Origin of the sequence: Kribbella alba (assembly GCF_039529635.1) — a bacterium.
Lineage (GTDB): Bacteria > Actinomycetota > Actinomycetes > Propionibacteriales > Kribbellaceae > Kribbella > Kribbella alba.
The window spans coordinates 12,702-33,725 of record NZ_BAAANE010000009.1 but is presented as its reverse complement, the minus strand read 5'-3'; the positions used below and the strand labels follow the sequence as shown (position 1 = coordinate 33,725).

The following is a 21,024-nucleotide window of genomic DNA, read 5'->3' as shown; positions in this document are numbered from 1 at the left end:
CAGGTACGGCTCACCCGATGTGCTGGTACAGGCGATCGACGGTGAGCCGCGTAACACCTCGACATCGAGACCGACGACATCGCCGCAGAAGTAGCCCGTCTGGTCGCCCTGGGCGCGACCGAGATGTCGAGCTGGCAGGCACCGGGCTAGAGCGACGACGCGCGGGACTCCAGGTAGCGCCGTTCGGGAAGGCTGAGGGTGAGGCGGCCGGCCAGCCGGTATGCGTCCCGCGCCGCCTCCTTCTCGCCTGCGAGCTCCAGCAGATGAGCTCGTACTGCGGCCACCCGGTGGTGTCCGGCCAGGGCGGGGTCCTGCTCGGCCGCCTCCAACCGTTCGAGCCCGGCGCCGGGGCCGTGCACCATCGCCACCGCCACGATCCGGTTCAGGCTCACCATCGGTCCGGGCGCCGCCAAGTCCAGCAACTCGTACAGCATCAGGATCTGCCGCCAGTCCGTGTCCTCCGCCTTCACCGCCTCGTCGTGTACCGCGGCGATCGCGGCCTGCAGCTGATACGGGCCGATCGGCGCCTCGCGCAACGTCCTGGTGATCAACTCGGTGCCCTCGGCAACAGCTCGGGAGTCCCACAGCGAGCGGTCCTGTTCGGGCAGCGGGACCAGCGCGCCGTCCGGCGAGACCCGGGCCGGTCGGCGGGCGTCCGTCAGCAGCATCAGGGCGAGCAGCCCTGATACCTCACCGTCCTCGGGGAGTCGCTCATGCAGTTGCCGGGCCAGCCTGATCGCTTCGGCACTGAGCTCGACCCGGTGCAGGCTCTCGCCGGAGCTGGCCGTGTACCCCTCGTTGAAGACCAGGTAAAGCACGTGGAGGACCGCGGCCATCCGCTCCGACAGCTCGCCCTCGGATGGCATCCGGAACTCTGCCCCGCCGGCCCTGATCCTCGCCTTCGCCCGGCTGATCCGTTGTCCGATCGTTGCCTCGGGCACCAGAAAGCCCCGGGCGATCTCACCGGTGGTCAAGCCGCCGACAGCTCGCAGGGTGAGCGCGATCTGAGCCGGCGGAGTCAGCGAGGGATGGCAGCACAGCAGCAGCAGGGTGAGGGTGTCGTCGACACTCGGCGCCGGGTCGGGATCGGCCGGGGTCATCGCGGCGACGTTCTCCTCGCGCCGCTGCCGGGCTGCCTCACTTCGCAGTACTTCGATCCGCCGGCGTGAGGCGACGGTGATCAGCCACCCGCGGGGGTTGTCCGGCACCCCGTCGACAGGCCATTGCCGGGAGGCCGCCAGCAGCGCGTCCTGGACGGCGTCCTCGCAACTGTCGAACCCGCCGTACCGCCGGACCAGCGGGCCGAGCACCTGCGGGGCGAGCTCTCGCAGCAGGTCTTCGATGGCGTTCATAACCCCAGCGCGCTCAGGTCCATCACCGGCCGAACCTCGACGATGCCGAACCCGCTCGCCTCGGGGATCATCGCGGCGTACTCGACGGCCCTGTCCAGCGTCTCGGTCTCGACCAGGTAGAACCCGGCCAGCTGTTCCTTGACCTCGGCGAACGGTCCGTCGGTGGTGACGACCCGGCCGTCGCGGATGGTCACCTGCTTGGTCTGGTCGGCGTCGGCCAGCGCTTGGTTCACGATCCCTTCGCCGGACGCCTCGAGCGCGGCGTTCAACGCGCGGTATCCCTGCACGCCCTCCCTGCGCTGCTCCTCGGTCAGCTGCGACCAAAGCTCCCGCGAGGCCGGGTTGTCATAGATCAGGATCAGGAACTTCACCATGTGCTCCGCTCTCCGGCGCCCTTGCCCGCCCACCATAGTTCCGTCCGGGGCCCGATGATCTCGATCCGATCACCGTCGGGTCACCGCTGTGCAGCAGGCATAGCCGAACCGGTTCGGACCCGTTCAGCTATTCAGGGGACAAACGGGGGCTTCCCCGGAGTGGCCGGGGCAAAACCTGGTGGCGTGTCCAAGTACAGTAACGACCGGGACAGGGGCGTTGAAGAAACTGGGAGGGTCGCGTGCCGGACTTGGAAGTGTCCGACCGGATACTGACGATCCCGAACGCACTCAGCTTCCTCCGGTTGCTGGGTGTGCCGCTGTTCCTGTGGCTGGTGCTGGGTCCCGAGAAGGACGGCTGGGCCCTGCTGGTGCTCGCCGTGTCCGGGTTCACCGACTGGGCCGACGGCCAGATCGCCCGGCGGATGAACCAGACCACCCGGCTCGGGCAGATGCTCGACCCGGTGGCCGACCGCCTCTACATTTTCGCGACCGTGCTCGGGCTCGCCCTGCGCGACATCATCCCGTGGTGGCTGGCGATCGCCTTGCCGCTGCGCGACCTGTTGCTGACCTTCACACTGCCGGCTCTGCATCGTCGCGGCTTCAACGCGTTGCCCGTTCATTTCCTGGGCAAGTCGGCCACGTTCTGTCTGCTCTATGCGTTCCCGTTGCTCCTGCTGGGCGACGGCGACAGCACGTTGAACCTGTTGGCCCGGGTGTTCGGCTGGGCCTTCGCCATCTGGGGGACCGCGCTCTACTACTGGGCCGGTGCGCTGTACTTCGCGCAGTTGCGCCACCTCATCCAGACGGTGAAACCGATCAGTGGGCCGGCCGGGTAGATCGTGACTCAGTCCCCACCAGGACAGCAGCGCCGAGTAGACGCGTCCATGTCACTGCTGAACAACCTGATGGCCCACCCGCTGGACGAGGGGTACGCCGTCGCGGCCCGGACGCGTCCGTCGCAGGGCGACCGGCCGAACAAGTCCCGGCACCGGGTGATCCTCGTGATCGCGCTGGCCGCGCTGGGCTTCCTGCTCGCGGTCGCGGCCTCGCAGAACTACCGCAGTGCGCCGGCCGCCGAGACGCAGCGCAAGGAACTGATCACCCGGATCAACGAGGCCGACACCAGGCTGAACGATCTGCGTGCCCAGCAGACCAAGCTGGCCGACGAGGTCCGCGGTCTGCAGGCCGGCGGGCTGAGCAATTCCAGCTCAGGTGCCGCTCTGCAGCAGCAGCTCGACAACCTGGAGCTGCAGGCCGGTGCTGTCGCCGTGACCGGCCAGGGCTTGAAGGCGGTCGTCGATGATGCGAAGAATGCCGACAAGGAAGGCCGGCTGCTCGACGTCGATCTGCAGCAGCTGGTCAACGGGTTGTGGGCCTCGGGAGCCGAGGCGATCTCGGTGAACGGCCACCGGCTCACGTCGATGACGGCGATCCGCAGCGCCGGCAGTGCCATCACTGTCGACTACACCTCGCTGACCCCGCCGTACACGGTGCTCGCGATCGGTGACACCGCGACCATGCCGGCCCGGTTCGCGCAGAGTTCGGGTGGCCAGTGGGTGCAGTACCTGGTCAGCAATTACGGTGTCCGGAGCACGATCACGACGGAGGATTCCTTGCTGGTGCCAGCCGATGCGACGATCGCGCTGCGGTACGCGAAGGTGGGTGGACCGAAATGATCGCCGTCCTCGGTCTTGTCATCGGCGTGGTCGTCGGTCTGATCGTCGCGCCCAACGTGCCGGAGTGGGCGCAGCCCTACCTGCCGATCGCAGTGGTGGCAGCGCTGGACGCGGTCTTCGGCGCGTTGCGGGCGTTCCTCGACGGGATCTTCGACGACAAGGTGTTCGTGGTCTCGTTCATCTCCAACGTGCTGATCGCGGCCCTGATCGTCTACCTGGGCGACCAGCTCGGGGTCGGCTCGCAGCTGTCCACCGGCGTGGTCGTCGTGCTGGGCATCCGGATCTTCACCAACATGGCCGCGATCCGGCGACACATCTTCAGGGCCTGACATGAGCGCAGACGAACCCACCCCGCCGCCGGCTCAGCCGAAGGCGAAGCTGCCGAACCTGGCGCTGCGGCGGTTGCGCGCGGGGTTCAGGCCGTCCCGCGGCCAGGCGATCGTCGCGGTCGTGCTCGCGCTGGTCGCCTGTATGGCGGTCGTCCAGGTCCGGGTGAACCGGGCCGACGACGGCTACCAGAACGCCCGGCGCGAGGACCTGATCGCGATCCTGGACGGCCTGGGCCAGAACACCCGTCGGCTGGAGAGCGAGATCGCCGACCTGGACGCGCGCAAGAACAACCTCGCCTCGAGCGCGGACAAGGCGCAGACCGCCCGCGAGCAGGCCGAGCAGCAGGTGCGCGTGCTCGGCATCCTGGCCGGCACGCTGCCCGCGCAGGGCCCCGGCGTGCGGATCACCTTGAACGACCCGGCCGGCAAGATGACCTCGAGCAACCTGCTGGATGCGATCGAGGAACTCCGGGACGCGGGCGCCGAGGCGATCCAGATCAACGGCTCGGTCCGGGTGGTCGCCAGCACCGACCTGACCGACGAGGCCCCGGGCGTGAGGATCGACGGCGAGAAGGTCGTCTCGCCGTACGTGATCGAGGCGATCGGCGAATCGCACAACCTGGCGGAGGCGGCGAACTTCCCCGGCGGTCTGGTCAGCGAGGTGACCGGTCCGCAGGTCGGCGGCACCGCCGAGGTGACCGAGTTGCCGTCCTTGCAGATCACCGCCTTGCACGCTCCCGACGAGCATCGTTACGCTCGCCCGACGCCCAGCCCTTCCAAGTAGAAAGAGGACCGAGGTGTACCCCGAAGACCTGAAGTACACGGCCGAGCACGAATGGGTGAAGGCCGGTGAGGAAGGCCCGGCGCGGGTCGGTATCACCGACTTCGCGCAGGATGCGCTGGGTGACATCGTGTACGTCCAGCTGCCCGAGATCGGCACCGCTGTGCGGGCCGGCGACTCCTGCGGCGAGCTGGAATCCACCAAGAGCGTGAGCGATCTGTTCGCTCCGGTGAACGGCACCGTGAAGGCCGTCAACGAGGCTCTGGCGGACCAGCCGGACCTGGTCAACACCGACCCGTACGGCGAGGGCTGGCTGCTGGACATCGAGATCGAGGACGAGGAGGAGGTGGCGGCCCTGATGGACGCCGACACCTACAAGGGGACCCTTGAGCAGAACTGATAGGTTGGCCGGACCTCAACCGCCGGTCGAGGGTTGAGCTAGCTGTCCACACTTGTTCCACGGGGTCTATCTACTAGACGTCGCCGGACCACCGGCGATCGGGAGGATCACAGCATGCCGTTCTGCAACCAGTGCGGGCACGAGAACTCCGAGGGCAGCCGGTTCTGCTCGCAGTGCGGAACGATGCTCCCTGGCGCGGACCGTCCGGTGCCTGCCCCGGGCGTGACCGACACCGCGATGCTGACCCCGATCGGCTCCGACACCGACATCGAGCGGGTCGAGACGGGCGAGCAGTTGTCCGCCGAGGACGAGGCCGCGGTCGGTGCATTGCCGGCCGGGTCGGCGCTGCTGATCGTGCAGCGCGGGCCGAACGCCGGCAGCCGGTTCCTGCTGGACGTGGACGTCGTGACGGCCGGTCGGCACCCCGACAGCGACATCTTCCTGGATGACGTCACCGTCTCCCGCCGGCACGCCGAGTTCCGCCGGGACGGGATGGGCGTGAAGGTCCGCGACGTGGGCAGCCTGAACGGCACCTACGTGAACCGCGACCGGATCGACGAGGTCCAGTTGTCGAACGGCGACGAGGTCCAGATCGGCAAATACCGCTTGGTGTACTACGCCAGTGGCCAAGCCTGACCCAGCGGCTGGACTGAGCATCGGTGAGGTGCTGCAGTTGCTGCAGGCCGAGTTCGCCGACGTCACCATCTCCAAGATCCGCTTCCTCGAGGCGGAGGGGCTGGTGACGCCGGCGCGCACCGTGTCCGGATACCGCAAGTTCGCCGCCGCCGACATCGAGCGGCTCCGCTATGTGCTCGCGGCCCAGCGCGACCAGTACCTGCCGCTGAGGGTGATCAAGGAACACCTGGGTGCGATGGAGCGCGGACTGCGTCCCACTCCGGGTGGTCGGCCCGCCGCACCGGAGAACCTGCCGGAACCGCCCGGGCTGCCGGGTGCGGAGGACTTCGGCGTTTATGGCACCGAGTTGAAGTTGACCCGCGAGGAACTGCGAGCGGCCGCGGGGATCACCCCGGAACTGCTCGACCAGCTGGAGAGCCACAACCTGGTGGTGGCCCGGGGCAACCACTACGACGGGGACGCGATCCTGGTGGCGAGGACCGCGGCCGAGTTCGCGGAGTACGGGATCGAACCCCGGCACCTGCGGCCGTTCCGGACCGCGGCGGATCGCGAGGTCGGCCTGATCGAGCAGGTGATCAGCCAGCGCCGTGACGACAAGACCCAGGAGCTCGCAGCGCTCGCGGTCCGGCTGCACGCGGCGCTCGTCCGCTCCCGCCTCGCACGCTGACCAGCGCCACCCCCGCAGGCCCGCCCGGGGCTGGCCCGCAGAGTAGGCTGGAGAGGTGCGCGAAGTCGACGTAGTCGGAGTCCGGGTTGAGATGCCCTCGAGTCAGCCCATCGTGCTGCTCCGGGAGGTCGGCGGTGAGCGTTATCTGCCGATCTGGATCGGCGCGGCCGAGGCGAGTGCGATCGCTTTCGCCCAGCAGGGGATGGAGCCGCCCAGGCCGCTGACGCACGATCTGTTCGCCGAGACCATCCGCGTGCTCGGGCACACCCTCAGCCAGGTCCGGATCGTGAACCTGACCGACGGCGTGTTCGAGGCGATCCTGGTGTTCGACGACAAGACCGAGATCTCGGCCCGTCCGTCGGACTCGATCGCCCTGGCGCTGCGCACCGGTACGCCGGTCTTCTGCACCGAGGAGATCCTGGCCGAGGCGGGGATCCCGGTCCCGGACAGCGAGACGGACGACGATGAGGTGGTGGAGGAGGAAGAGGTCGAGCGGTTCCGCGAGTTCCTCGACAACGTCACCCCCGAAGACTTCGACAAGAGTTGAGCACCCGCACGACGAGCCCGAACTTGAACCGTGCTGGTACAAGCCCGGACAGGTAACGATTCGTATCGGTGCCGCGACACGCAACCGGCTCAGGGCGGTTGTCGTTGACCGGCCCTGGTCGGCGGCTTACCTTGAAGGAGTTGTGGAGTCTTGTAACTCCACGGATGTGATCCGTTCCAGTCGGTACCCCAGGGAGGCTCAGGCGTGACACGCACCGGCGACACTGATCTGACGGCGCAGTCGACGTCCGAAGCACACGCCGAGGCGGCAGCCAGCGCCGGCGTCCAGGGGCTGCTCTTCGACGACGACCTGTCGCCGATGCCCGACGACGTCGGTTTCCGCGGCCCGACGGCCTGCGCCGCGGCCGGCATCACCTACCGTCAGCTGGACTACTGGGCGCGCACCGGACTGGTCTCGCCGTCCGTCCGCCCGGCCACCGGCTCCGGCACCCAGCGTCTCTACGGCTTCCGCGACGTGCTGTTGCTGAAAGTGATCAAGCGGCTGCTCGACGCCGGCATCTCGCTGCAGCAGATCCGCAGCGCGATCGCCCACCTGAGCAAGCGCGGCATCGACGACCTGACCCAGATCACCTTGATGAGTGACGGCGCGTCGGTCTACATGTGCACCTCGCCGGACGAGGTGATCGACCTGCTGGCCGGCGGCCAGGGCGTCTTCGGCATCGCTCTCGGCGGTGTCTGGCGCGAGGTCGAGGGATCCTTGTCCGAGCTGCCGACCGAGCGTCTCGACGCTCACAGCGACGGCGACTCCGAAGGCCACGCGAACGACGAACTCGCTGCCCGCCGCCGTGCCCGTATGACGGGCTGAGGTAGGCTCGACCCAGCCGTACACAGCACTCGGGAGAGTCTCAGGCCTTGTTTGGCTGGGCGCCGAAGGGGCAATTCCTCCCCGGAACCTCTCAGGCCCATGGACCGGGTGCCACAGGCGACTCTGGAGCGTGCAGCGCGTGACAGAGGGGGAGGCCCGGCAACAGTCAGCAACGGAGCCTCTCGATGAGTGTGAACGAACCCCTGCCGCAGGTCTCGGCCGCCTTCGCCGACCGTCACATCGGGCCGCGCCCGGACGAGGTCGCCCGGATGGTGCAGACCCTCGGGTACGCCGATGTCGACGCGCTGGTGGATGCCGCCGTGCCCGCGTCGATCCGCTCCGCCGAGCCGCTCCGCCTGCCCGAACCCGCGTCCGAGGTGGACGCGCTGTCGGAGCTCCGGCAGTTGGCCGCGCGCAACAACGTGGCCACAACGATGATCGGCCAGGGTTACTACGGCACCTTCACGCCGTCGGTGATCGTTCGCCGGCTGGTGGAGAACCCTGCTTGGTACACGGCCTACACGCCGTACCAGCCGGAGATCTCGCAGGGCCGGCTGGAGGCGTTGCTGAACTTCCAGACCGTGGTGTCCGACCTGACCGGCCTGCCGACCGCGAACGCGTCGCTGCTGGACGAGGGGACCGCCGCGGCCGAGGCGATGACGCTGGCGCACCGGTCGAACCGGAAGAGCAAGAGCAACCGCTTCCTCGTCGACGCCGACTGCTTCGCCCAGACGATCGCGGTGGTGCAGACCCGGGCGGAGGCACTCGACATCGAGGTCGTGGTCGCCGACACGACCGACGGCCTGCCCGACGGCGACTTCTTCGGCTTCCTGGTGCAGTACCCCGGCTCCGGCGGCGTCGTACGGGATCTGAAGCCACTGATCGCCGCCGCGCACGAGCGGGAGACCCTGGTCGCGGTTGCGTCGGACCTCCTCGCACTGACGCTGCTCGAGGCGCCGGGCGAGGCCGGGGCGGACATCGTGATCGGCTCGTCGCAGCGGTTCGGCGTGCCGTTGTTCTACGGCGGTCCGCACGCCGGCTTCATGTCGGTTCGCGCCGGGCTCGAGCGGTCCCTGCCGGGCCGGCTGGTCGGGGTATCGGTCGACGCGGACGGCGCCCCGGCGTACCGGCTGGCGCTGCAGACCCGCGAGCAGCACATCCGCCGCGAGAAGGCCACCTCGAACATCTGTACTGCGCAGGTGCTGCTGGCCGTTGTCGCTTCGATGTACGCCGTCTACCACGGCCCCGACGGGTTGAAGGCGATCGCTCAGCGGGTGCACGACCACGCTGACAGCCTGGCCGCGTCGTTGCGCGCAGGGGGCGTCGAGGTCGTGCATGACCAGTTCTTCGACACTGTGCTCGCCCGGATACCGGGCCGTGCGGCGGACGTGGTCGACGCGGCTCGTCAGACCGGCATCTGGCTGCGCCTGGTGGACGCCGACCACGTCGGTATCTCCTGCGACGAGAAGACCGACCTCACCGCGCTCGGCCGCGTCTGCCGCGCCTTCGGCGTCCGGTACGACGGATCGCTGAGCGGCGCGGACCTGGCTCCCGAGGTGGCTCGGACCAGCGACTACCTCACGCATCCGGTGTTCAACACGCACCGGTCCGAGACCGCGATGCTGCGGTACCTGCGCAAGCTGTCCGACTACGACTACGCGCTCGACCGCGGCATGATCCCACTCGGCTCCTGCACGATGAAGCTGAACGCCACCACCGAGATGGAAGCGGTCACCTGGCCCGAGTTCTCGGACCTGCACCCGTTCGCCCCGATCGAGGACGCGGCCGGCTACGTGACGCTGATCGGGCAGCTGGAGCGCTGGCTGGCCGAGGTCACCGGCTACGCGAAGGTGTCACTGCAGCCGAACGCCGGCAGTCAGGGCGAGCTCGCGGGTTTGCTCGCGATTCGCGGCTACCACCGGGCCCAGGGCAACGAGGACCGCAACGTCTGCCTGATCCCCGCCAGCGCGCACGGCACGAACGCGGCCTCCGCGGTGATGGCCGGAATGAAGGTTGTCGTTGTCAAGGGCAACGATGACGGCACGATCGACCTGGACGACCTACGGGCCAAGGCGACCGAGCACGCGTCGAAGCTGGCCGCGATCATGATCACCTACCCGTCCACGCACGGCGTGTACGAGGCGAGCGTGACCGAGGTCTGCCGGATCGTCCACGAGCACGGCGGCCAGGTCTACGTCGACGGCGCGAACCTGAACGCGCTGCTCGGCCTGGCCAAGCCCGGCGAGTTCGGCGGCGATGTGAGCCACCTCAACCTGCACAAGACGTTCTGCATCCCGCACGGCGGCGGTGGCCCGGGGGTCGGGCCGGTCGCGGTCGCCGAGCACCTCGCGCCCTATCTGCCGAACCACCCACTGCTGGACCAGGCCGGTCCCGACTCGGGTGTCGGTCCGATCAGCGCGGCGCCGTTCGGTTCGGCCGGCGTGCTGGCGATCTCCTGGGCGTACATCCGGATGATGGGTGCCGAGGGGCTGACCTCGGCCACGAAGGCCGCCGTACTGACCGCGAACTATGTGGCCAAGCGGCTTGAGGGCGCGTTCCCGGTGCTCTACACCGGCGAGAACGGGCTGGTCGCGCACGAGTGCATCCTGGACCTGCGGCCGATGACCAAGGCGACCGGCATCACCGTCGACGACGTCGCGAAGCGGCTGATCGACTACGGCTTCCACGCGCCGACGATGTCCTTCCCGGTCGCGGGGACGCTGATGGTCGAGCCGACCGAATCAGAGGATCTGGGCGAACTGGACCGCTTCTGCGACGCGATGATCGCGATCAAGCACGAGGTCGACCGGGTCGCCGCCGGTGAGTGGCCGGCCGGCGACAACCCGCTCGTGAACGCGCCGCACACCGCCTCGTCCGTGATCAACGACAAGTGGGAGCACGCCTACACCCGCGAGGAGGCGGCATTCCCGCAGTCGGTCGACCGGACCGCGAAGTACTGGCCGCCGGTGCGCCGCATCGACGGGGCTTATGGTGACCGGAACCTGATCTGCTCCTGCCCAGCCCCGGAGGCCTTTGAGTGACCCTGCGTTCCGACACCGTTGCCGCGTTGTACGCCGAGGTGGCGGTGGCCCAGAGCGAGTGGAAGTTGCCGTCGATCAACGCCGGCGTCGTTCGAGACGGTGAGCTGGTCTGGACCGGCTCGCGCGGTCAGATCGCCGACGGGGAGGGACTGGCGCCCGGGCCGTTCGTGCAGTACCGCATCGGGTCGATCACCAAGACGTTGACGGCGGTGCTGGTCATGCAGTGCCGCGACGACGGCCTGCTCGCGCTGAACGATGCCGTCGGCAAGCATCTGCCAGGGATCGCCTTCGGTGATCTCACCATCCGGCAGTTGCTGGCGCACTCGGGCGGCATGAACGCCGAGCCCGAAGGTGATTGGTGGGAGCGCAATCCGGGGGTCTCGTTCGAGGCACTGACGGGTGCGATGGACGACTCCCAGGCGGCGGGCCGGCCCGACCGCCGGCATCACTACTCGAACCTCGGCTACGCGCTGCTGGGCGAGATCGCGGCGCGGTTGCGGGGCGCGCCGTGGATGGAGCTGGTCGCGTCGCGGATCCTCGATCCGTTGGAGATGCGGCGGACGACGTACTTCCCGGTGGCGCCCGCCGCGCGGGGGTTCTCGGTGCATCCCTTCAGCGGGCGACTCGAGCAGGAACCTGCGTACGACGCCGGGGCGATGGCGCCGGCCGGTCAGTTGTGGAGCACGATCGAGGATCTGGCCAAGTACGCGTCGTTCTGGATCGACCCGGGCTACGACGTGCTGAGCCGGGACACCATCGACGAGATGGCCGCACCTGCTGCCGCGGATCCTCGCGAGGCGCTGAGCGCGTCGTACGGGCTGGGGTTGCGGTTGCACGCGGACGGCACGCACCTGTTCGCGGGCCACACCGGGTCGATGCCGGGCTTCCTGGCCGGGCTGTTCGTCGACCGGGAGCGGCGGATCGGCGCCGTCACCCTGGCGAACGGGACGTTCGGGAAGTGCGCCATGGTGCCGGTGGACCTGCTGCGCATCGTCGCGAGGTACGAGCCGTTGTTGCCGCCGGAGTGGTTGCCGGAGCCGACGCTGGCCCAGGGCGAAGAGCTGCTGGGTCACTGGTACTGGGGGAACACTCCACTGACGATGAGCGTCGAGGCCGGGATCCTTCAGCTCTCCGGTGGGTTGACGTCACGCTTCTCCCCGCTCGGCCCGGACCTCTACCGCGGCCGTGACGGCTACTTCGCCGGCGAGAAGCTGCGGGTGGTGCGTGACGGCACCGCCATCACCCACCTCAACCTGGCCACCTTTGTTCTCACCAGGACGCCGTACGGCGCCTAGGAGATGATCTCCACCAGCCGCAGGGATTCCCGCGGTCCCTTCATGGACAGCTCAGCCACCTGGCCGATGCCCTTGACGTAGTACTTGTTGTCCAGCACGGCCGGCTCGAGCGCTGTGGTCTCGGCGGTCCGCAACGCGCTCCGGAAGGTGCCGAACGGAACCGTCACGGACGCGCGACGGTTGAGGACCCAGAACACGTCCTCGGCGTGTCCCCGGTACCATTCCTGGCGGAACTTCCGGCCGAGTTGTGGCTGAGCCTGCATGAACACACCCGGTTGTGCGCCTTTCACCCCGGCATGGAACGAGCCCTCCGTGCTGACGACCCGGCCGCGGCTGTCGAGCTCAGCGGTGTCCTCGCCGAAGTACCACACGTTGCCGCACCGGTCCTGGGCGTAATAGTCGCTGGTCCGTTCGTGCAGCACGTTGTTCAAGTACAGGCGGTCTTCGACGACCCGGGTCCGGACACCGGCGACCACCTTGGTCCGTGACGTCGTGACGAACAGATTGATCGCCTTCCGGCCGTCCTTGATCCCGGTGGAGACCAGCGTCCGCCCGATCTTGAGCGGGAACCAGGCGTTGGTCACGTTGGGTGTGAAATCCTTCGGCGCGAACCGCGGGTGGTACCGGCTGCCCGTACCGAACACCGGCAATCGGCATCCCCACTCGACCTGTGCGGATGTGTCAGCCGCCGGCAACAAGGTCGCCGCGACCACCATCGTCGTCGCCAACGCACCCTTTGCCATCCAACCGAACATGTTGAGCGTCCCTTCCGTCGGGTTGTCACCGCTCACCCTCTGCCCGCCGCACTGAACCAGTGCTGAACCCGAAGGAGTTGACATGGCGAACAGTGCGGGACTTAAGTTAGGTCTGCCTTAGTAAGGGTTACCTTACTCGACAACTTTCCGGGAGACCTGGATGCCGCTGCCAGCGCGTCTCGTTGCGCCTAGCTCGCCGCCTGCCGATGTACCGCGTAGTCCGTTGGACTACGACGAAACGCTTGTCGACTGCGGGGCCGGTCCACACTGGCCGCTGGCGTCGACGGTGCGCGATCGGGGGCGGGGGCCGTTGCCGGCCGGGTTGCCGGCCGAGGTGTTGCGGCGGACCACGGAGATGCTGGGCGAGGCGCGGGTGCCCTCGACCGGTGTCGGCGAGTCCGCTGCGCTCGATCTGATCGCCGGACTGCTCGACAACCACGGGATCGACCTCAGCCACCCGCATGCCGCGGCGCACTTGCAGCCGCCGGTGTTGCAGGTCGCGGTCGATGCGGATGCGCTGGCTTCGGCGAGCAACGCCTCGATGGACACCTACGACTCCGGCCCGGCGACCCTGGCGATCGAGCAGTGGGTGGTGCGGGCACTGGCCCGGCTGGCCGGGTTCGGTCCCGAAGCCGATGGCGTCCTGACTCCGGGCGGCTCGATCTCGAACCTCCTTGCGGTGCTGATCGCGCGAGACAGTGCTGCGGCCAAGGTCGGCATCGACGTCCGCCGACACGGTATCGATGGCCTCGACCGGCCGATGGTGTTCTGCTCCGAGCTTGCCCATTTCTCCGTCCAGCGAGCCTGCGCGGCGCTCGGCCTGGGCGAGGATGCGGCCGTCACGATCGCCTCGGACAGCGACTTTCGGATGCGACTGGACGTGCTCGAGGCCGAACTGGCCCGACCCGGACGTACTCCGATCGCCGTGGTGGCAACCGCCGGTACGACGGACTACGGGTCGATCGACCCGATCGCTGGGATCGCGTCGCTGGCTCATCAGCACGGCGCCTGGCTGCACGTGGACGCGGCGTACGGGTTCGGGGCGCTGTTCTCGGACCGGTTGGCTCCGCTGCTGGCAGAGCTGCCGGTGGCCGATTCGGTCACGCTGGATCTGCACAAGATCGGCTGGCAGCCCGCTGCGACGAGCATGTTGCTGGTAGCTGACCGGAACCGGTTCGCCTCCTTCGGGCGATCGGTGGACTACCTGAACCCGGCCGACGACATCGACTCAGGACTGGACGGGCTCCTGGGCCGCAGCCTGCAGACAACCCGTCGGCCGGACGCGGTGAAGGTCGCCACCACGCTGACTGCCTATGGACGGACCGGTCTGGGCGCGATGCTCGACACCTGCCACGAGCTGGCGCACGCGGCCGCGGCCCGGGTCGTTGCCGACAGCAACTTGGAGTTGCTCGCGCCGGTGACCTTGACCACGGTGTTGTTCCGGGTCGCGGGGGAGGAGTTGGCGGCGGCCGAACTGGACGCGGTACAGGGTGAGGTGCGGCGTCGGTTGCTGACGTCGGGGCGCGTCCTCATCGGCAGGACGAAGGTGCCGGCCAGGAACGGCCGGCCGGCGGCGGTCGCGTTGAAGTTGACCCTGCTGAACCCGAATGCCACCGCTACGGATGTCGAGGAACTCCTCGACCAGGTCGTTGCCACCGGCCACGACGTGTTGGCTGGGCGGGCAGCGTGACTTCACCGCTCGAGGTCTCCAGCTCCGCTCATCTGAACGCGATCCTCCGGTGCTACACGCGAGAGTCGTCCATCCCGGTCACTGCCGATCCGCTGATGCTGACCGTCGGCGGCTCGACTCTGACCGCCAAGGTGCTGCACGCGTCCCGGACCGGGCTGCATGCGTTCAGCGACGTCCTGTTCGACGGTTCGCCGGTCGCGCCCGATGAGTTGGTGCGGCTCCTGTCGATCGGTGCCGACGCGGACGAGATCGAAGATCTGGCGGCTCGGACCGCTGAGTCGGTCCGCAACGTGTCGCTGTTCGTCGGCGATCACGGCGAACGTGGGCCGGGTCGATTCCTCCAGGCTGAGCAGGCCTTGGTGTTCGGCCATCTGAACCACCCTGCTCCGAAGAGCCGGGACGGGTTGAGCGGTGCTGAGCTGGCGGAGTACTCGCCGGAGCTCGGTGGTCGCTTCGCGGTGCACTGGTTCGAAGCCGACGCCGAGCTGGTGTCGTCGGACCAGGTGGCCGGTGCACCGTCACTGCAGGGACTGGACGCCCTGCAGTTGATGGCCGCGCTGGCCGGCATCACACCCGCCGCTGGGAAGGTCCTGATCCCCGCGCACCCTTGGCAGGCGGCTGCCGTGCTTGGCCGGCCGCAGGTAGCCGCCTTGGTGGCCGAGGGACGGGTCAAGCCGCTGGGGCCCCTGGGCGCTCAGTGGTACCCGACCTCGAGCCTGCGCACCGTCTACCACCCGGACCTGCCGGTGATGCTGAAGCTGTCGCTCGGCCTGCGCATCACGAACTCCCGCCGCGAGTCGACGCCCACCGAGCTCCGCCGCGGCCTGGAGATCAACCGGCTGCTCGATGCGGCCTACAACGCCGGTACTGCGACCGCCCATCCGCGGTTCTCCATCGTGCGGGACCCGGCGTGGGTTGCCCTGGACGAGGGCGGTCCTACGTTGACCGGGCTGGACGTCGCCGTGCGCGAGGTGCCGACTGCTGTCGATGACTACGCCTGCCTTGCGGGGCTCGTAGCGCCGCGGCCGGGACAGCTGAGTCGCCTTGGCTCCCTGGCGGCGGACGACCCTGCGGCCTGGGTCGCGTCGTACATCGACGAGGTGCTGGTCCCGATGCTGCACCTGTACGCCGAGACCGGGATCGGGCTCGAGGCGCATCAGCAGAACACGCTGGTCCGGCTGGATGACGTGGGCAAGGTTGCAGGTGGCGCTTATCGGGACAACCAGGGCTACTACCTGGCCTCGTCGTACCTGCGAGGTCTTCTGTCGGTCACCGGGCTATCCGACTCCGCGCTGGCCGTAGTTGACGACGCGATCGTGGACGACCGGCTGACCTATTACCTGCTGCACAACCAGGCCTTGGCGGTGGTTGGGTGCTTGGCGGTAGACGGACTTGCTGATGAGGATTCGCTCCTCGCGGTGGTCCGCGACCGGCTCACTGAGGCACTGCCCGAGCTGAAGGCTGCTGGGCCCGACGGGGATCGCCTGGCGCAGCGCTGGTTGTCCGCGGAACGCCTGCCGTGCAAGGCGAACATGATGACACGGCTGCGCGGGATCGACGAGGTTGTGGCGCCGCTGGACGCGCAGTCGGTCTATCTGGAGATCCCGAATCCGCTACAGCTGGGTTCGTTGTGAGGTGCGAGGTAGTGCCACCCCTGCAGCTCGACAACGGCTTCGACCTCCGCCCGGCAGGACCTGCGGACGCCGCAACGGTCGCTGGGTGGATGACGCAGCCGCACATCCGGCAGTGGTGGCACCAGGACTGGTCAGCGGTGCGGTGGGCCGCAGTGATCGAGGAGCAGGTCGCGGGCGGCCACTCCATCCCCTGCATGACGTCGCTGGACGGTGAAGAGCTCGGGTACGTCGAGCTCTACCGCGTGCGGCACGACCGGCTGGCGGAGTACTACGCCAGCCAGGAGCACGACTGGGGCGTCCACATCGCCATCGGCGACAGCACGCGAGTCGGCAGGGGGATCGGCCGCAGACTGCTTGGCTCCCTGGCGGAGGCCCTGCTGAGGGCTGATCCCCGGTGTGACCGGGTAGTGGCGGAGCCGGATGCAGCGAACACCCCGTCGGTTCGCGCGTTCGCCGCCGCCGGTTTCGTCTGCCAAGGGGAGTTGCGGCTGCCCGAGAAGACAGCACTACTGATGATTCGGCCGCGGACCGTGGAGGCTTGAGATGACCAGCGACCCGTACGACGTGATCGCGATCGGCTGTGGCCCGTTCAACCTTGGGCTAGCCGCTTTAGCTCATGGTCTGGACGAGGTGAACCTGGCGGTGCTGGACAGCCGGCCCGAGTTCACGTGGCACCGCGGGCTCATGTTCGACGACGCGATGCTGCAGGTGTCGTTCCTGGCCGACCTGGTCAGTTTGGTCGAGCCGGCGCACCCGCTGTCGTTCCTGTCGTACCTGCGGGACAACGACCGGCTGTACCAGTTCTACGTGCGGGAGAAGTTCCACCCGACGCGGCGCGAGTACGAGGCCTACTTGCGCTGGTGTGCTGCGCAGTTGGAGTCCTTGCACTTCGGGCACCACGTAGCCGCCGTGGTTTGGGACGGTGACGCCTTTGCCTTGACCGTCGAGCGCCCTGGCTCTACCGAGGTGTTCAGGGCTCGCCACCTGGTGCTTGGCGTCGGCACCGAGCCCGCTGTACCTGCCGCGCTTGCCGGCTTGCCCGAGGAGCGATTCCTGCACTCTGCTGACTACCTGTTCCGCCGCGAGGACCTGCTGTGCGCTGGCCGCGTCACCGTGGTGGGGTCGGGCCAGTCCGGCGCGGAGTGCGCCCTGGACTTGTTGCGGGCGAACGTCGCCGGTGGTCCCGGGGTGAGCTGGCTGACTCGTACGCCGTCGTTCACGCCGCTGGACTACTCCAAGTTGGTGCTGGAGATGACGACCCCGTCGTACGTGGACTACTTCCATGCACTGGGAGAGCCGACGCGCGACCGGCTGGTCAAGGAGCAGTGGCGGCACTACAAGGGGATCTCGTCGGAGACCTTGGAGGACATCCACGACGTGCTCTACCAGCGCGACCTTGGCAACTCAGCAGTGGCACCGATCGAGCTGCAGGTCGGGGTAGCGGTGGAAGCTGCCGTGGCCCGGCCAGACGGCATCGAGCTCACCCTGCGACACACAGACAGCGGACGCACCTTCCAGCACGTGACGGACGCCGTTGTGGCTGCCACTGGCTACCGCAACCGCCCGCTGCCCTTCTTGTCCGCAATCGACCCGCTTGTACGGCGGGACGCCGCCGGGCGCTGGGTGATCAACAGGGATCACAGCGTCGGCACACACGACGCGTTGACCGGCAGGCTATTCGTGTCGAACGCGGACCTGCACAGCCACGGAGTAGCAGCACCTGACCTGGGGATCGGCGCCATCCGTAACGCGACGATCCTCAACAGCGTCGCCGGACGCGAGCTGTTCCGGCTGCCGAAGTCCACTGCCTTCACCAGCTTCGCCCTCCCCGGATGAGCTGGAACCACTGCTCGTCGCAGCTGCTGGCGAAGCTGATCTCGCAGTTCTGCACGGAGGAGCTGCTGCAGCCTGTCGATGACCGGCTGGAACTCGGCGCCGCGACATACACCTTCTCGTCGTCCCGCGGCGCCGTCGGCAGCTGGCGGGTGGTTCCCGGCTCGGTGCGGCGTACTGCGACTGGCATTCTCGGCAACGACGAGAGCGAGGTGGCTACAGACCCAGTTCAGTTCTTAGTCGATGCCGCCGAGGTGCTCGGGCTATCTGGTTCCACGGTGGCCGGCTATGTCGCCGAGCTCTCTAGCACCTTGGCTGCAGACGTCCGGCTGTCTGGTGATGCTGTGGTGAACGCTGACCTGGTCGGTCTCCACCACACCCAGCTGGAGGGCCACCTGGCCGGCCACCCGCTGCTGGTGGCAAACAAGGGCCGCTTGGGCTTCTCTGCCGCGGACAGCGCCCGCTACACCCCCGAAGCCCGTACTCCGCTCCGCTTGGTCTGGCTCGCCGTACGCCGTGGGCTCGCCGAGTTCCGTGGTACGCCGGACCTTTCGGAGCACGCGGTGGTTGCGCGGGAGTTGGGCTCGGGTGCTCTCGAAGAGCTCCGGTGTCGGCTGGACGATCCCGACGCGTATGTGTGGCTGCCGTGTCACCCGTGGCAGCTCGACCACGTAGTACGGACTCAGTGGGCTCGCGAGCTCGCCACCGGGGAGATCGTCGTACTCGGGGACGGGCCGGACGACTACCTGCCCACGCAGTCGATCCGCACGATGGTGAACGTGTCGCAGCCGCTGCGGTACCAGGTGAAGCTGCCACTGAAGATCCTGAACACTTCTGTGTATCGCGGCATCCCGGAGCATTGCACCCTGGCCGCACCGATGGTCACCCAGTGGCTGCGCGGGCTCTGGTACCGCGACGAGGTGCTTGGCCGGCTCGGGACGGAACTGCTGGGCGAGGTTGCATCCGTGACCGTCCGGCATCCGCAGTTGTCCGCTGCGCCCGGCATTCCTTACCAGTGGACGGAGACCCTCGGCTGCATCTGGCGGGATCCGCTGGAGCCGCGCCTAAAGCCTGGGGAGTCAGCTTGGGCGCTGGCCGCAGTACTGCATCAGGATGCTGCGGGGGAGCCGTTGGTTGCTGCGATGATCGCGCGGTCGGGCGTGCAGGCTGCGGCGTGGGTCGCTGACCTGCTGGCTGGGCTGATGCGTCCGCTGTTGCATTTGCTGCACCACTATGGGATTACTGTGAACCCGCACGGCGAGAATCTCGCGGTGATCTGCGCGCCCGACGGCTTGCCGGTGCGGATTGTGGTGAAGGATCTGGTTGACGATCTCAACGTCTCCACCGAGCCGATCGTTGCTCGCGGCATCGAACCCGACAGCCACCACCGGGTGCTGCCGCGCAAACCGTGGCACGTGCTGCGGCAGTACCTCGTCGACGCGCTCTTCCTGGGTGTCCTCGCGCCCCTCGGCGACCTGCTCGAGGACGCGGAACTGCTGTCCGCGGACAAGTTGTGGTCCATGGTCCGCGGCGAGATCGAGCTCTACGCTGCCGAGCACCCGCAGTACGCCGACCGCCTCGAAGCAACCGGGCTCCTCGGCGAGACCTTCGCCCGCTACCCCCTCAACGGCTATCGCCTGACCAGCGGCTACGCCGACCTAGACACCCGCCCACCCGTCCCGACCACGGGCCGCATGCCGAACCCCATGTTCTCGGTGACTGGCATCCCACCCGCGCGCCCCTGGTGATCAGGTCCGGACGGGTGGCGACTGCCGCCAGCTCTGGAGTTCCTCGTCGATAGCGATGCCGAGTCCGACGAGTTGGGCCTCGTGCTCGGGCTGGCCGGCGAGAGAGAGCCCGACGGGTAGGAAGCGGTCGTCCAGGCCGGCCGGCAGGCTGAGGGCGGGAAGGCCTGCGACCGACCAGGGGACCGACGAGTGGATGCGCGGGCCGCGGGGCGGCTTGGTCGCGTCGATCAGCGGCGGTGGCGCGTCGATGGTGGGATGGGCGATGGCTCGCAGCCGGCGTACCGACATCGTGCGTCGCCAGGCCAGCGCCCACCGGGTGCGCAGTTGCAACGCCTCCTCGTACTCCTCGGAGCTGATATCGGCACCCCTCAGGAGGCGTTCGCGGACCTGCGGAGTGTAGAGATGTTGGTGGGGCACGAGCGCATCGTGGACCTGGTGTGCCTCGGTCTCGTTGATGGTGTCGAAGACGCGCCGCAGGGTGTCGAGTGCATCACCCTCGACCAGGGGTGACTCGATCTCCACCAGCTCCGCACCACGATCGACGAGGATGCGCAGCGCCTGGTGGCAGACGTTCGCGATGGACTCGTCCACCTCCTTCCACAGGAGGTCGATCGGCAACCCGATCCTGACGCCGCTGAGATCGGCCGGTGCATCGGTCGGATAGACCGGGACCGGCTCGTTGAGGCTGCCGGGATCCCGGGAGTCGAAGCCGGCCACGACCTGCATGACAACGGAGATGTCGAGCATCCGCCGGGCCATCGGACCAGCCACGTCGAAGGTCGGGCTGAGCGGGATCGCACCGTAGCGAGACACCCGGCCCTGAGCACTCCGCAGGGTGCAGACCCCACACGCGGCCGCCGGAATGCGGAGCGAGCCGCCGGTATCCGTCCCGGTCGCGATGGGGACCATCCGCCCGGCCAGTGCAGCCGCGGAACCACCTGACGAGCCACCCGGAGTACGCCGTAGGTCCCAGGGATTCGCCGTCGGCGACGAGGCGGTCCCGTAGGCGAACTCATGGGTGGTGGTCTTGCCGAGAAGGCCGGCGCCCGCCGCGGACAAGGGCTCCCAGACTGCCGCGTCCTCGGCCGGAATGTAGTTGGCGAGGACCTGGCTCCCGGCTGTGGTCAGGACGTCCTTGGTCAGGAACACGTCCTTCATCGCGACCGGTACACCGGCCAGCGGACCGACCTCCGCACCGGCAACGCGCGCAGCGTCGGCCCGTCGCGCCGCCTCGAGCGCCAGTTCCGGCGTCAGGGTGACAAAGGCGCGGATGGCAGGCTCGTCCAGGTCGATCCGCCGCAGGCAGTCGACGACCAGTTCCCGTGCGGAGAGAAGTCGACGCTCCAGCAGCGGGAGAATCTCGACCAGAGTCAGGTCGGCGGCGTCGGCACTCACTCTGACGAGCCTACGAAAAGAACCCGCCCAGGGGAGTCCTGGGCGG

Annotated in this window: 21 protein-coding genes and 1 riboswitch; of the genes, 17 read left to right on the top strand and 4 right to left on the bottom strand. The window is 68.3% G+C overall.

Translation table 11 applies throughout. The features are described 5' to 3' along the window. Window positions 1-63 precede the first annotated feature (63 nt). Window positions 64-150, top strand: a complete 87-nt coding sequence (locus ABD210_RS24930; RefSeq protein ID WP_344115101.1) for a VOC family protein — start codon at window positions 64-66, stop codon at window positions 148-150. Here ABD210_RS24930 and ABD210_RS24925 read toward each other — a convergent pair. Then, entirely contained in the window at window positions 147-1,352 is a 1,206-nt protein-coding gene (locus tag ABD210_RS24925; RefSeq protein WP_344114518.1) for an RNA polymerase sigma factor, read from the bottom strand. The two genes, ABD210_RS24930 and ABD210_RS24925, sit on opposite strands and share 4 nt — an antisense overlap. Beyond that, the gene (locus tag ABD210_RS24920) at window positions 1,349-1,726 is read right to left on the bottom strand and encodes a YciI family protein (RefSeq protein ID WP_344114517.1); all 378 of its coding nucleotides are present in this window, start codon (window positions 1,724-1,726) and stop codon (window positions 1,349-1,351) included. The genes ABD210_RS24925 and ABD210_RS24920 overlap by 4 nt, the downstream gene beginning before the upstream one ends. Window positions 1,727-1,965: 239 nt before the next feature. Between ABD210_RS24920 and clsA the strand changes: the two genes are divergently transcribed. From clsA to ABD210_RS24865, 11 genes are all read left to right on the top strand, one after another. After that, window positions 1,966-2,562 carry a cardiolipin synthase ClsA gene (gene clsA / locus ABD210_RS24915; protein ID WP_344114516.1) on the top strand — a complete coding sequence of 199 codons (597 nt, stop codon included), beginning with the start codon at window positions 1,966-1,968 and terminating at the stop codon, window positions 2,560-2,562. Window positions 2,563-2,610: 48 nt separating this feature from the next. Then, window positions 2,611-3,402 carry a DUF881 domain-containing protein gene (locus tag ABD210_RS24910; RefSeq protein WP_344114515.1) on the top strand — a complete coding sequence of 264 codons (792 nt, stop codon included), beginning with the start codon at window positions 2,611-2,613 and terminating at the stop codon, window positions 3,400-3,402. After that, entirely contained in the window at window positions 3,399-3,731 is a 333-nt protein-coding gene (locus tag ABD210_RS24905; RefSeq protein WP_344114514.1) for a small basic family protein, read from the top strand. The genes ABD210_RS24910 and ABD210_RS24905 overlap by 4 nt, the downstream gene beginning before the upstream one ends. A 1-nt stretch (window position 3,732) precedes the next feature. Beyond that, the gene (locus ABD210_RS24900) at window positions 3,733-4,515 is read left to right on the top strand and encodes a DUF881 domain-containing protein (RefSeq protein ID WP_344114513.1); all 783 of its coding nucleotides are present in this window, start codon (window positions 3,733-3,735) and stop codon (window positions 4,513-4,515) included. 13 nt (window positions 4,516-4,528) lie between these two features. Beyond that, window positions 4,529-4,912 carry a glycine cleavage system protein GcvH gene (gene gcvH / locus ABD210_RS24895; protein WP_344114512.1) on the top strand — a complete coding sequence of 128 codons (384 nt, stop codon included), beginning with the start codon at window positions 4,529-4,531 and terminating at the stop codon, window positions 4,910-4,912. 114 nt (window positions 4,913-5,026) lie between these two features. Continuing rightward, window positions 5,027-5,548, top strand: coding sequence for a zinc-ribbon and FHA domain-containing protein (locus ABD210_RS24890; RefSeq protein WP_344114511.1), 522 nt, complete (start codon window positions 5,027-5,029; stop codon window positions 5,546-5,548). Next, window positions 5,535-6,215, top strand: a complete 681-nt coding sequence (gene ftsR, locus ABD210_RS24885) for a transcriptional regulator FtsR (RefSeq protein WP_344114510.1) — start codon at window positions 5,535-5,537, stop codon at window positions 6,213-6,215. The genes ABD210_RS24890 and ftsR overlap by 14 nt, the downstream gene beginning before the upstream one ends. Window positions 6,216-6,270: 55 nt before the next feature. Then, a complete protein-coding gene (locus ABD210_RS24880) occupies window positions 6,271-6,762 on the top strand; it encodes a bifunctional nuclease family protein (RefSeq protein WP_344114509.1) in 492 nt (163 codons plus the stop codon). A gap of 204 nt (window positions 6,763-6,966) precedes the next feature. Beyond that, a complete protein-coding gene (locus ABD210_RS24875) occupies window positions 6,967-7,587 on the top strand; it encodes a MerR family transcriptional regulator (protein ID WP_425552730.1) in 621 nt (206 codons plus the stop codon). A 20-nt stretch (window positions 7,588-7,607) separates the two neighbouring features. Further along, a riboswitch (glycine riboswitch) is annotated at window positions 7,608-7,704 on the top strand. 68 nt (window positions 7,705-7,772) lie between these two features. Next, window positions 7,773-10,628, top strand: coding sequence for an aminomethyl-transferring glycine dehydrogenase (gene gcvP, locus ABD210_RS24870; protein WP_344114508.1), 2,856 nt, complete (start codon window positions 7,773-7,775; stop codon window positions 10,626-10,628). After that, the gene (locus tag ABD210_RS24865; protein ID WP_344114507.1) at window positions 10,625-11,923 is read left to right on the top strand and encodes a serine hydrolase domain-containing protein; all 1,299 of its coding nucleotides are present in this window, start codon (window positions 10,625-10,627) and stop codon (window positions 11,921-11,923) included. The genes gcvP and ABD210_RS24865 overlap by 4 nt, the downstream gene beginning before the upstream one ends. Here the strand turns inward: ABD210_RS24865 and ABD210_RS24860 are convergent. After that, entirely contained in the window at window positions 11,920-12,666 is a 747-nt protein-coding gene (locus ABD210_RS24860; RefSeq protein WP_344114506.1) for a hypothetical protein, read from the bottom strand. The genes ABD210_RS24865 and ABD210_RS24860 overlap by 4 nt on opposite strands. Window positions 12,667-12,964: 298 nt before the next feature. Here ABD210_RS24860 and ABD210_RS24855 point away from each other — a divergent pair, with 298 nt between their 5' ends. The 5 genes from ABD210_RS24855 to ABD210_RS24835 are packed head-to-tail and all read left to right on the top strand — an operon-like array spanning window position 12,965 to window position 19,583. Beyond that, window positions 12,965-14,368: a pyridoxal phosphate-dependent decarboxylase family protein gene (locus ABD210_RS24855; protein WP_344114505.1), complete on the top strand. Its 1,404-nt coding sequence runs from the start codon at window positions 12,965-12,967 to the stop codon at window positions 14,366-14,368. Next, window positions 14,365-16,002, top strand: a complete 1,638-nt coding sequence (locus ABD210_RS24850) for an IucA/IucC family protein (RefSeq protein ID WP_344114504.1) — start codon at window positions 14,365-14,367, stop codon at window positions 16,000-16,002. Before ABD210_RS24855 ends, ABD210_RS24850 begins: the two co-directional genes overlap by 4 nt. A gap of 11 nt (window positions 16,003-16,013) precedes the next feature. Then, the gene (locus tag ABD210_RS24845) at window positions 16,014-16,544 is read left to right on the top strand and encodes a GNAT family N-acetyltransferase (RefSeq protein WP_344114503.1); all 531 of its coding nucleotides are present in this window, start codon (window positions 16,014-16,016) and stop codon (window positions 16,542-16,544) included. 1 nt (window position 16,545) lies between these two features. Further along, window positions 16,546-17,838 carry a lysine N(6)-hydroxylase/L-ornithine N(5)-oxygenase family protein gene (locus tag ABD210_RS24840; protein ID WP_344114502.1) on the top strand — a complete coding sequence of 431 codons (1,293 nt, stop codon included), beginning with the start codon at window positions 16,546-16,548 and terminating at the stop codon, window positions 17,836-17,838. Next, on the top strand, window positions 17,835-19,583 hold the full coding sequence (locus ABD210_RS24835; RefSeq protein WP_344114501.1) for an IucA/IucC family protein: 1,749 nt from the start codon (window positions 17,835-17,837) through the stop codon (window positions 19,581-19,583). The genes ABD210_RS24840 and ABD210_RS24835 overlap by 4 nt, the downstream gene beginning before the upstream one ends. On the opposite strand, the gene ABD210_RS24830 is transcribed toward ABD210_RS24835, so the two are convergent. Beyond that, complete coding sequence (locus ABD210_RS24830; protein ID WP_344114500.1) at window positions 19,584-20,978, bottom strand: amidase; 1,395 nt, start codon at window positions 20,976-20,978, stop codon at window positions 19,584-19,586. Window positions 20,979-21,024 lie beyond the last annotated feature (46 nt).

Coding starts and splice junctions, on each gene's coding strand:
- gcvP (WP_344114508.1), top strand. CDS start 7,773: ATGAGTGTGAACGAACCCCTGCCGCAGGTCTCGGCCGCCTTCGCCGAC.
- ABD210_RS24910 (WP_344114515.1), top strand. CDS start 2,611: ATGTCACTGCTGAACAACCTGATGGCCCACCCGCTGGACGAGGGGTAC.
- ABD210_RS24890 (WP_344114511.1), top strand. CDS start 5,027: ATGCCGTTCTGCAACCAGTGCGGGCACGAGAACTCCGAGGGCAGCCGG.
- ABD210_RS24835 (WP_344114501.1), top strand. CDS start 17,835: ATGAGCTGGAACCACTGCTCGTCGCAGCTGCTGGCGAAGCTGATCTCG.
- ABD210_RS24905 (WP_344114514.1), top strand. CDS start 3,399: ATGATCGCCGTCCTCGGTCTTGTCATCGGCGTGGTCGTCGGTCTGATC.
- ABD210_RS24925 (WP_344114518.1), bottom strand. CDS start 1,352: ATGAACGCCATCGAAGACCTGCTGCGAGAGCTCGCCCCGCAGGTGCTC.
- ABD210_RS24920 (WP_344114517.1), bottom strand. CDS start 1,726: ATGGTGAAGTTCCTGATCCTGATCTATGACAACCCGGCCTCGCGGGAG.
- ABD210_RS24900 (WP_344114513.1), top strand. CDS start 3,733: ATGAGCGCAGACGAACCCACCCCGCCGCCGGCTCAGCCGAAGGCGAAG.
- ABD210_RS24860 (WP_344114506.1), bottom strand. CDS start 12,666: ATGGCAAAGGGTGCGTTGGCGACGACGATGGTGGTCGCGGCGACCTTG.
- ABD210_RS24840 (WP_344114502.1), top strand. CDS start 16,546: ATGACCAGCGACCCGTACGACGTGATCGCGATCGGCTGTGGCCCGTTC.